The 10,083-nt window shown below is 67.2% G+C and carries 10 protein-coding genes and 1 pseudogene; 3 read left to right on the forward strand and 8 right to left on the reverse strand.

The window, feature by feature from the left end; translation table 11 throughout:
• Positions 1–207: 207 nt before the first annotated feature.
• Complete coding sequence (locus tag AVR91_RS15140; protein WP_063273738.1) at positions 208–549, forward strand: antibiotic biosynthesis monooxygenase family protein; 342 nt, start codon at positions 208–210, stop codon at positions 547–549.
• A 37-nt stretch (positions 550–586) separates the two neighbouring features.
• Positions 587–1,378, forward strand: a complete 792-nt coding sequence (locus AVR91_RS15145; RefSeq protein ID WP_063273739.1) for a DUF1684 domain-containing protein — start codon at positions 587–589, stop codon at positions 1,376–1,378.
• Here the strand turns inward: AVR91_RS15145 and AVR91_RS15150 are convergent.
• The 8 genes from AVR91_RS15150 to AVR91_RS43350 form a co-directional block, all read right to left on the reverse strand.
• Positions 1,360–2,355, reverse strand: a complete 996-nt coding sequence (locus tag AVR91_RS15150; RefSeq protein WP_063273740.1) for a BtrH N-terminal domain-containing protein — start codon at positions 2,353–2,355, stop codon at positions 1,360–1,362. The genes AVR91_RS15145 and AVR91_RS15150 overlap by 19 nt on opposite strands.
• Positions 2,352–3,155 carry a MerR family transcriptional regulator gene (locus AVR91_RS15155; RefSeq protein WP_063273741.1) on the reverse strand — a complete coding sequence of 268 codons (804 nt, stop codon included), beginning with the start codon at positions 3,153–3,155 and terminating at the stop codon, positions 2,352–2,354. Before AVR91_RS15155 ends, AVR91_RS15150 begins: the two co-directional genes overlap by 4 nt.
• Positions 3,156–3,201: 46 nt before the next feature.
• Complete coding sequence (locus tag AVR91_RS15160) at positions 3,202–6,102, reverse strand: alpha-L-fucosidase (RefSeq protein WP_063273742.1); 2,901 nt, start codon at positions 6,100–6,102, stop codon at positions 3,202–3,204.
• Between the two features lie 159 nt (positions 6,103–6,261).
• On the reverse strand, positions 6,262–6,948 hold the full coding sequence (locus AVR91_RS15165) for a hypothetical protein (protein WP_063273351.1): 687 nt from the start codon (positions 6,946–6,948) through the stop codon (positions 6,262–6,264).
• Between the two features lie 37 nt (positions 6,949–6,985).
• Positions 6,986–7,699: a HEAT repeat domain-containing protein gene (locus AVR91_RS15170; RefSeq protein WP_063273350.1), complete on the reverse strand. Its 714-nt coding sequence runs from the start codon at positions 7,697–7,699 to the stop codon at positions 6,986–6,988.
• Positions 7,700–7,889: 190 nt separating this feature from the next.
• Positions 7,890–8,384, reverse strand: a complete 495-nt coding sequence (locus tag AVR91_RS15175; protein ID WP_063273349.1) for an AMIN-like domain-containing (lipo)protein — start codon at positions 8,382–8,384, stop codon at positions 7,890–7,892.
• Positions 8,385–8,463: 79 nt separating this feature from the next.
• A complete protein-coding gene (locus tag AVR91_RS15180; RefSeq protein WP_063273348.1) occupies positions 8,464–9,483 on the reverse strand; it encodes a DUF6734 family protein in 1,020 nt (339 codons plus the stop codon).
• Positions 9,484–9,515: 32 nt separating this feature from the next.
• Positions 9,516–9,689 carry a hypothetical protein gene (locus tag AVR91_RS43350; protein ID WP_170064554.1) on the reverse strand — a complete coding sequence of 58 codons (174 nt, stop codon included), beginning with the start codon at positions 9,687–9,689 and terminating at the stop codon, positions 9,516–9,518.
• A gap of 189 nt (positions 9,690–9,878) precedes the next feature.
• On the opposite strand from AVR91_RS43350, the pseudogene AVR91_RS15185 reads away from it, so the two are divergent.
• Positions 9,879–10,083 (forward strand): annotated as a pseudogene (locus tag AVR91_RS15185) (hypothetical protein); the annotation flags it as partial.

The raw sequence follows: 10,083 nt of genomic DNA on the forward strand, positions 1-10,083 counted from the left end.
ACACGACTCCATAATACACCACGAAATCGAACACGCGTTCGTAATTTTACGCAACAAGCAAAACGCGCCAACAACGCTGAAGAGTGGCGCTGCCACACGCGAAATCACGCAAAGAAAACCCGTCGCGGTTAGTCGACTAAATGCGACCCATCGAGCGAAAGCGAGTAGCCGACCGAACGCGAACAGCGGTCGCCTAACATCCACATCATGACGACAGGCACCACGACGACAGTGGAACTGACCCGCTTCAAGGTCCCCGCCGACCGCGCGGACGAACTGCTCCAGGCCCGCCCCGCGATGGTCGCCGACTTCCGGGCCGACCGGGAGGGGTTCCTCGACGCCCAGCTGATCCGGGTCGACGAGGAGACCTGGCTCGACGTCGTGTGGTGGCGTTCCTCCGAAGACTTCGCGGCGTCCAGGGAGAAGGGCGCCAATCTGCCGGGGATCAAGGCCTTCTTCGCGCCGATCGCCGAGCTGGTCTCGGCCGAGGAGGGTGTCACGGGCGACCACATGCCGGGACAGGAAATATCGCCGCCGCCAGTCCGTTGACCGGGGAGAACGAGCAAGGTCACGGAAGGGATCGGCGATGAGCACGGACACGTTCACCCGGAACTGGCAGGACTGGAAGACCCAGCGCGAGCGCGATCTCGCCGATCCGCTCGGCTGGCTCGCCCTGGTCTCGCTCGACTGGCTAGAGGACAAGCCACGCGCGTACGACGGGCTGCCCGGGTTGTGGTGGCAGGACGCCGACGCGGCGTACCTCGATCCGCAGGGCGCGGACCTCTCGCACGACGGCGAACGCGTCACCGATGTCCGCCGCTTCGAGCTGGTCAACAGCGGCGCGACCACCCGGGTCGTCGCCGGTGACATCGAGATCGAGGTGGCGCGTCGTGGCGGGTATCTGATCCGGGCTCACGACCCGAAGGCGCCGGTGCTCAACGCTTTCCGCGGTGTCCCGGCATACGAGCCCGACGAGGCCTGGGTGCTGTCCGGGACCTTCGAGCCCTTCGACGAACCGCGGCCGACGACGGTCGGAGCGGTCGTCGAAGGGCTCAGTCACGTCTACGTCTCCCCGGGCATCGTGCGCTTCGAGCACGACGGCGCGGAGCACACGCTCACCGCGTTCAACGGCAAGAAGGACGGCCTGCTCATCCTGTTCACCGACGCCACGAGCGGTGTCACCACGTACGCGGCGAACCGGTCGCTCGCGGTACCCGAGCCCGCCGAGGACGGGGCGGTCGTCCTCGATTTCACCCGTGCGACGAATCTGCCGTGCGCGTTCACCGATTTCGCCACCTGCCCGTTGCCGCCGGCCGGCAACGATCTGCCGTTCGCGGTGGAAGCGGGGGAGAAGCTGCCCTACGAACGCGCACGCTGAACCGTCGCGAGCGCCGTCATCGCCTCCTGTTCGCGCTGGGCCAGCTCGGACAGGACGGCGGACGCGTCGTTCAGCGGCCGGGCGTCGCCGGTTTCCCCTGCCTGTGTGAACAAGCGCGCGACCTCGGTCCACAATGGAGTGATGTCGCGGTACTTTTCATACGCGGCATGGAGACCGGCGTCGTCGACAAGGCTCGTGCACTCTTCGAGGAAGTCGCGGTAGATCCGGCGGAAGAGTGCGCCGCCGGTGCCCGCCCGTTCCATCAGGATCGCCGCCTGCGGCAGGTCGCGAGCCGGATCGTCGGTGCGGTCCAGCCATTTCCGCACCTGGACGGCGGCCTTGCCGATGCCGCGATATCCGAGGTTCGCGATGGGCGGGTCGAGAAACTCCGCCGCGTTGGCCCGCACCGCGGTCCGGATGGCATCCGGAAGCGGCACGCGAGGCCTATTCGCGGTGATGGTGTACGAACGGTTCTTCGCGGTCATCGGGCCTTTCTCCGCGCGGGCGCGTTCCACGCTCTCCAAGGATGTCGAGACCGCGCCACCCTGCTGTGCCGTGTCGACGACAAAGGCCCGCTCGTCGTCATAGCCGTACAAGGCGACGAAGTGCCCTCCAAAGTGGACTTTCGTGGTGAAGTATTCCAAGTGGTACGAGTCGAGTTGCAGGCCGACCGGCACACCGGCGTCGATCGCCTCGGTCACGTTCCGCCAAGCCGTGCGCACCGACGACGTCTCCTTGACCCGCAACGTGAGTCCGAGCCGGTCGGTCAGCTTCCGCGTGATCTCGGCGGGTTTGGCGCGCCCGCCGAGGAAGGGGAACGGCAGGTTCTTCCCGTCCCAGTAAATGAAGCCCAGGCCTTCGCCGAGCCCGAACAGCATCGGCTCGGAAAGCTCGATCCCGGCGTGCCGCAGAAGGACATCGAGTGTGCTGGTCTCGCAGTGCTCACCGCCCGTCGTCTTGATTCCGTCGAGGATCACGAGGCCACCGGCCAGGCGATCTCGGTGCGGTACGCCTCGGGGGCGACCGACGGTCCAGGTGCCACCAGGTACAACTCCTCGGCGGGCCCCGCGGGGACGCGGTCGCGTTCGGCGATCCAGCGGCCGAGTGACCGGTACGCGGTCTCGACCTCCTCGTAACCACCCTCGTGAATTGTCGCCACCAGCAGCCCACCGGGAAGCTCGGTGGTGCCGATGTCGCCGTCGTCCCGCACCGGTTCGTCCACGGGCACGAACAATTCGGCCGTCAACTCGTCGGGATCGGTGGCGAGGTAACGGGTCCCGGGCGGCCCGGACGGCTTGATCCCCTGCACGTCGAGCGCCGCGAACAGCCGCGCGTACGCGGGCCCGATCAGTTCCGCCAGGCCGTTCAGCGGAGTCCGGATCGACAGCCGGGCGACCTGCTGCGGCGCGCGCACGCGTTCGTAGACGTGCAGCCATCGCGTCGGTTCGGCGAGCACGGAGTCGAGTTCGTCGCTGATCGCCGCGAGTTCCGCGGCCCGCGCCGCCACCCGGTCGTGATGCCGTTTGATCGCCGCCTTCACCTCGTGCGGGTCGCCCGCGTCCAGGATTTCGGCGATCTCCGCCAGCGGCACTTCCAGCTCCCGGAGCCGCCGGATCAACCCCGCGCGGGCGAACTGGCCGAGCGAATACCGGCGGTACCCGGTGCCGGGGTCGGTGACGGCGGGCACCAGCAGCCCGATCCGGTCGTAGTTCCGCAGCGCGCGGACCGACAGCCTGGTGGCGTGCGCGAACACGCCGATCGGCATCAAGGTCGTCATGGGACCAGCCTGAACCCTCTCCCCGGGAGAGGGTCAAGCCGGTACCTCACCCCAGTGACAGCCGATCGAGATCCGGGGCCGACGCGTGGTCGTTGCCCAGTTCGATCGTGTTCGGCCCCGCCTTCAGTTCGACCGGCAAGGTCGTCGTGAGCCGGGTGTTGTTGCCGGCACCGTCGACCCTGACCTCGATCGGCGTACCGCTGTTGACCGTGACGAAGTACGAGCGCGGCCCGTTGACGGTGAAGTCGATGTAGAGGGTGTATCGCCTGGTCTCGGGCACGGTGACGCCGTCGAAGCGCACGACCGAACCCGGGTCGCCGCCGATGTTGCGCACCTTCTGGCCGCCAGAGCACACGCCGCAGTTCGTCACGCCCGCGTCGCCGACGTCGTTCGCCGAGTCTTCGGCCTCCCGCATGAAGACCCGGTCCGCCGGTCGTGGGCCCACCCGGACCGGTTTGCTCACCGTTTTCGACCGTCCGAGCAGGTCGAACGACGCGGTGACCGGGATGTCGGCCGCGGTGACGCCTTCGGAGGAGACGAGCGTCCAGGAGGCTTCCAGCTCATCCCCGACGCGCATGGACTCCGCCGTCGCCGGAGCGCCTCGCAGGGTCCAGCCCGCCGGGACGACCGGTGCCAGGGAGACCTTCCCGATCGCGTCATCGGCATCGAGCCGGAGCTTCGCCGTCACCCGCAAGGACTGCTGCCCAGGCGAGAGCCATTGGATGCCACCGGGTTCGACGGTCAGAGTCGTCTTCGGCGTGTAGGACGACGGCGGAAGGGGAGCGATCGCGATCCGGTCGAGGCCCGGCCCCGAGCGTGCGTCGCTGAACACCCTGACGCTGTTGGCGCCGGCGTTCAGCGCGACAGGGATCGCCGTCGACGCCACGACTCCCGGCGTTCCGGCGCCGATCGTGGTCTCCACGGGGGCACCGCCGTTGACGCTTACCGCCACCGAGGTCGCGGGCCCGCCGGTGGTGTCGAGCTGAAGCCGGTGGCTTCCGGTTTCGGCGGCCATCACGGTCGGAAAGGTGACCGAGTTGCGCGGACCGCCGCCGAGGCCGGTGACCTGGAACGATCCGGAGCAGGACGAGCAGTGGCCCAGGCGGGCGCGGCCGTCGTGATCGTTGCGGGAGGACTCGGCCTCCAGCGGAACCTGTGTGCCCAGAACCGAACTCGGATAGCCGTACGCCACTTTGATCTCGTCGATGGCCAACTGCCGGTAGAAGGGTTTCGCCTGCGGTCCCGACCAGGTGTTCAGCACCTCGAGCTTGATGAACCGGGTCTGCCGTTCGCCGAAGTCGATGAACTGCACGCCGCGGGCGCTCGGCATCGCGCCGGTGCGGACCGGCTCACCCCAATGCCGCCCGTCGTCGCTGACGTAGAGGCGATAGTCCTGGATCCGGGCCGAGTCCTCCGGCCTGCCGAACGATTCGCGGGCGTGGGTCGGCGACATCTCGCGCTGATTCACCGCGAGGTAGGCAGCGGTCCGCCGCCTGCCGAGGTCCAAGGTCACCGAGACCGGCTGCTTGCCGTCGGCGTCCCAGTAGTTCTCGAAGTTCCCGTCGACGAGGTTCGACGCCGGATGTCCTTCGCGTGCGGACGAAGCGGTCGCCTTGATCGTCCGGGAGTCGTGGAAGCCCCGCTGCCCGGCCGTCTCCACCTTGAACACCGTGTCGTAGGTGTCCCAGTCCTTGATGTCCACAATGGTCAGATAGCCGCCGGATTGGCTGAACCGCAGCTTCTTCCCCGTGCGCACGTCCGACACCCTGGTCACCTTGTAGCCGTTGTCGCGCAAGCGGAGCAGGTCGGTGCGCGGCCGGGTGACGACGTGGAGGTACTGCGTTCCGGCGCCGGGCTCGACGGTGATGACGCCGTGCGCGCCGTCGTTCCAGAACCCGGGTTGCATCCCTCCGTACATGTACCCGCCGCCCTCCTTGCCCTGCAGGGAGGATTTGATCGGCGGCACCCAGCTCGCCATGAAGTTGTTGTACGCCTCCTGCTGTGGCGGGAACTTCCCGTTCACCATCGGGGTTTCGGCCATCAGCGACTTCATCGACGAACCCGCGTTGGCGATGTAGCGTCCGGTGGACAGCCGGAAATCGACGGCCTGATCGGTGCCGTCGTACCACCAGCCGCCGTTGGTCGGCAGTTTGTAGTCGGCCTCGGTGAGCCTCGGCATCGGGGTGAAGGCGGCCTGTGGATAGTCGTACGACGGGGTGATGCCGGTCTTCTGCTCGTTGCTGACCGTGTCCATGATCGGGGTGTCCTCGTTGTTGTTGCTCAGCAACCAGGACGGGCGCTTCTCGCGGATCTGTTCGTAGAGCTTGTTCTTTTCCCAGTACTCGTTGTCGTTGTCGATCCAGAATCCGGCGAGATCCGCGTAGCGGTCCATGACCTCGTGGAAGAGGTCGTAGCTGTACTCGCCGAAGCCCGGGCGGGTGGTGAGGTCGACCTGCTTGCCCTTGTAGGCGGAGTACGCGGCGGAATCCAGCGACTCGACGCCGGTCTCCTTGTGCCACTGGGGGTCGTCGGTCATGTAGAGGATCGTCCGGACACCCTTCGCGTTGCCTGCCTTGACGAGTTCGCCGAGGAGGTCGCGACGGGTGGAGCAACTGCCCGGGATCGCCGACGGCCATGGCCGTGCGTAGCCCAGCCTGCTGTGGAAGGTGGCCAGCACGATGTAGGAGGCGCCGAGTTTGCGGGCCTCGTCCACCCAGTAGTCCGCGCTCCAGCCGCCTTCGGTGACGGCGCGTTCCCAAGCGGCGCAGTCGGTCTGGCGTGGCGCGGTGAACATGCCCCAATGGAGGAAGAGCCCCGCGGTGGCCTCGCGCAGCCACTTCTGGCGGGGATGGTGCACTTCCGCGCTCGCCGCGGTCGTGGTGAGCAGGCCCGCCAGCAGGGCGAGGACCAGGGCGAGCCAGGCAGCGCGGTGAACTCTCATGACCATCCGCTCTCATCCGGGGCATGGTTACCGAGAGATCCGATGATTGCGGCAGAAATCGTGGTGGTCAAGCCCCGATGAGCGGAACACCCGGCTAGTCATCCGAGGTATCTCGCTGGCGTGGCCCTCTCGTCTGCAGTACGAGAGGGCCACGCCGGTCGTGATTCAGATGTTGAAGCCCGGATGGGTCGCGAAGGCGTTGTCGATCACGAGGTTCCCGCGCTGGCGGGCCCGTTCACGCAACGCCGACGTCGTGCGGGCGCCCTGGGCGTAGAACCACCACAGGTACAGCGCGCCGTACATCCAGGCGCCCTCGTAACCCCAGGTGGAGTCGGCACCGCTCTTGCCGGCACCGAACACCGACCCCGCCGGGAAGTTCGCGTTGTGCGGCTTCCCGCCCTGATGGCGCGATTCGTGGATCAGCGTCTCGGCGCGGCCGGGAACGTCCTTGGAGTACCAGAAACCCAGGTACAACTCGATCCGGTCGTCGACGAACGCCCCTTTGAACGAGCGCGCGATGGCACTGCCGTCACCGCAGAGCGAGCGGAGGTCGTCGCAGTTGTCGCGGACGTAGCGGCGTGCCCAGTTCAGCATCGCGCCGGAATAGGCGTCGTTCTGGTAGTCCTGGGCCGAATAGGTCAGGAGGTAGCACGCGTTGAACGTCCGGGCCAGCGGCTTGTCGGTGTTGCACGCGTCTTCCCAGCCGAAGCCGTCGTCCCAGTACTCCTTGTTGCCCGAGAAGCCGTAGGTGTTCCAGAAATAGTCGATGTAGGTCTGATTGCAGATCGAGGCACCGTAGAAATTGTCCCCGGTCACGTTCTTGTCCGGCACGGTGTAGCTGCAAGTGGCCATCGGAGATCACCTGTCTGTAGTAAGGAATTCGTTCTGGTCAGGAGGGCGGCGGCACGTCGTCGGTCCGCGAGTCCTTCACGTACCGGCCGCCGACGGCCTGCGGGACACCGCGGACGTCGACCCGCCGGATGTTCAGCAGGCGCTCGTCCTCGGTGCCGCTGAGCTCCTCGCGCACGCGGGCGGTGAGCTCGGTGTCCCCGGTCTCGGCGATGGCCTGTACCGCCGCGCGCCGTACCGTGAACACCTCGTGCCGGACCTGCCGCAACAGCAGCTCCTTCGCCGCGCTGTCCCCGGCGGATGCCAAGCGCGCCAACGCTTCCACGGCGGTGGTGCGGATGATCACCTCTTCGCCGACGGTGCTGATCCCGTGTGCGGGGTCGTCGGAACGCTCCGGCGGGATCGGCTGGCGCAGCACGTTTTCGAGTGCCGGGACGGCGGCGGCGTGCCGGAGGTCGGTGAGCAGCTGGACCAGGCCCCAGCGTTCGAGGTACTGCTCCTCGGAGAGGGCGTCGTACTGCGCGCCGAGCGCCGGGACGACGTCGTCCGCGCGCTCACGAAGCCGGTCGAGGCTTCGCTGGTAATTGCGCTCGGCGTCCTCGCCGGAAGCGGCCATGGTTTCGGCGGCCTGGGTGACCAGTTCGCCGATTTCGCTGTTCGAGAAGCTTCCCGGGCCCGAACTGCCAGGGCCCGCTTCGAGGTTGTCGCCACCCGGGCCCAAGGACGGGGTGTCGGGATTGCGTGGGGTCGGCATGAGGTTCTCCTTCGCAGCGGCGGTGATGCTGACGGAAGGAAGGAACGCGATCCCCGGCGGCAGATACCTGATTTTCCGAAAAATCGCCCGTTGGGGCAGAACGGGATTTTCACCGCGGGAATCCGAAAAGGATTTTGCTCACCGAAAGTGCGACGGCAGGCGAAAAGACTTCACGGATTCCCGCTCGTGGTCAATGACGGACGTCGATGACGACGCGGTTCGGCGAGGTCAACGTGAACACGGTGACCGCCGTCCTCGACCGGACGCCGAGACCGATGGACAAGGTGCCTTCGTAGTCACCGGTGACCGCGACCGCCATGACGTTGCGCAGATTCCGGGTCCGGAACTTCTGCGGACCGGGATAGGTGGGATTCCCGGCGTCGTCGTGCGCGGCGGCCGGGGTCGCGGTGACCGCGATGAAGAATTCCCCGGTCAGCCAGACGATCTCGCCCGAGCCGTCGGCGATCAGCTCGTCGACGAGGTCGTACCGGACGGCGGGTGCCGGGCCGGCGGTCAGGTCGAGCACGACCCGGTCGAACCCGGTGTTCTGACCGGTGCGGATCCCCGTCATGGTGGGGATCGCCGGTGCCGCGACGGAAGCGGGCGGGGCCGCGGCGATGGCGCCGGTCAGCATGATGGAGGTGGCGGCGAGCGCTCCGAGCGCGCGCCGGAGGTTGATGGCCATGGCGATGACCTCCTGCCGGAGAGCTAATTCCGGAAAGACGCCCGCATCGCCGGGGCGGTTGGCATTCTTGGCCTTATCGTTACTGATCGCCGTATAGTCGTCGAGCGATCTCGAAGTCGGCTGGGAAATGGTTTTTCACTTGCCATGCGAGCGAATGCAGGTAACGGAGATCGCTTTTCGCGGAGGCGATGAGATGCGTGAATCTCCGGTCTTCCTCCCGGTAGCCTTCGTCCTGGGATGCGAAGACACACTGCACGTCGACGGTGTCGCCGCCCCAGCACAACGCGCCGAGAAGGTATTGCTCGACAACGAGGTTGTAGTCCTCGAGTGGCGCGAGCCATTGCCAGGCCGTCCGATTCTCGGCCGACTCCACCATGCGGACGGCGAGATCGGCGTAGCGGCGGAGAAGGGGAACCGCCGTGCCACCGACGATTCCGGTGCACAACGCGGCTTCCCCGGTGTAGTCGCGGAATTCCTCCGGCAGGAAGCCGCCGGTGCTCCGGATCGCCGCCGCGACGGCCGACGGCCGGTAGTAGCCGGCATCGGAAGCCGGTGCGTGCTCGGGATTCTGCGCGACGATCTCCCCGTCGAGCCCGTCCGCGGGGAAACCCGGCCAGAGGAACACGTCGTTGTCGATGTGCAGGAACGGTTCGCGCTGCTCCCGGTACGCGTGCAACTTCCCGAGCGCCCACCAGGACGGGTGCTGCCCGGCGAGTCCGTTCAGCGACAGGGAAACGTCGTCGAAGGGCAGCCCGAGCCGTGCGACGAGCAGTTCGTACCCCCAGTCGTCGGTCACCAACGTGGTCGCGGGGAAGAGGCGGGACGCGAGCCGGAACGACAGGATCCACGACAGCGTGTGGAAGAAGTCGCTGGGCCAATGTCTTCCGTGCCGCAGCCGGTACGGGGTACTCCAGAACGACCAGACCGCCCGGCGGATCGGGTGCGTGGCCCGGTCACCCGGACGGACCACGCGAACCGGTGGGGGACGCCAGCCCGGCTCGACGACCTCGCCGTAGCCGGTGTGCCGGGGGATCCCGGGCGCGAGCAGGCGGCCGCCGATGGCGACCGCTGTGCCGGGGTCGTATCCGTGGTACGGCATCGCGGGGTGGTTCGGGCCGGGGTGGTCGAACGTTACCGGCTGCGGCGGAATCCGCTGAGGTAGAGCACGGTCACCGCGGTTGCCGTGCCGAGAGTCGTCACGACGAAGGATCCGGTGACCAGATTAAGGCCTCCCACGCCGGCGAGTGAAGCCTTGAGCAGCTTCACGATTACGTCGTGCTCGTTGTCAGAGGCTTTCTTGGCCATTTGTCGAACCCTCCGCGTGTGGTGTACTAGTACACCGTAGGGGCGCGACGACCGGCGAAACCTTCGCCGGTTCTGATCTTTCACGGTCAGGAGGAGTTTCTTGTCGTCGAGGGTGGGCTCTCTTGTCGTCGGCCGGTTTCCCGCCGCGTCGCGAATTGTCGATCATCGCCATGATTCATGGAGGGCGTAGTGACGATCCAGCTGGAGGGGGAGTGTCTCGACGGCACGCCTCCGGTCGCCGTGGTCGAGGCCGCGCTGCGCTGGCTCGCGGTCCGTAAGGACGGCCGGCCGCTCAGGTTCCTGCGGTACGCGATCGAAGACCCGGCGAGCGAATCGGCCGCTGTGCTCGGTTGCCTGGTCCGGCCGACTGCTTCGATGACCACGGCCGCCCCGG

The sequence above is a fragment of the Amycolatopsis keratiniphila subsp. keratiniphila genome, assembly GCF_001620365.2.
Classification (GTDB): domain Bacteria; phylum Actinomycetota; class Actinomycetes; order Mycobacteriales; family Pseudonocardiaceae; genus Amycolatopsis; species Amycolatopsis keratiniphila.

Bases quoted from the DNA above. Each gene is read 5' to 3' on its own strand.
- AVR91_RS15140 (WP_063273738.1), top strand. From the start codon at position 208: ATGACGACAGGCACCACGACGACAGTGGAACTGACCCGCTTCAAGGTC.
- AVR91_RS15145 (WP_063273739.1), top strand. From the start codon at position 587: ATGAGCACGGACACGTTCACCCGGAACTGGCAGGACTGGAAGACCCAG.
- AVR91_RS15155 (WP_063273741.1), bottom strand. From the start codon at position 3,155: ATGACGACCTTGATGCCGATCGGCGTGTTCGCGCACGCCACCAGGCTG.
- AVR91_RS15160 (WP_063273742.1), bottom strand. From the start codon at position 6,102: ATGGTCATGAGAGTTCACCGCGCTGCCTGGCTCGCCCTGGTCCTCGCC.
- AVR91_RS15165 (WP_063273351.1), bottom strand. From the start codon at position 6,948: ATGGCCACTTGCAGCTACACCGTGCCGGACAAGAACGTGACCGGGGAC.
- AVR91_RS15170 (WP_063273350.1), bottom strand. From the start codon at position 7,699: ATGCCGACCCCACGCAATCCCGACACCCCGTCCTTGGGCCCGGGTGGC.
- AVR91_RS15175 (WP_063273349.1), bottom strand. From the start codon at position 8,384: ATGGCCATCAACCTCCGGCGCGCGCTCGGAGCGCTCGCCGCCACCTCC.
- AVR91_RS15180 (WP_063273348.1), bottom strand. From the start codon at position 9,483: ATGCCGTACCACGGATACGACCCCGGCACAGCGGTCGCCATCGGCGGC.
- AVR91_RS43350 (WP_170064554.1), bottom strand. From the start codon at position 9,689: ATGGCCAAGAAAGCCTCTGACAACGAGCACGACGTAATCGTGAAGCTG.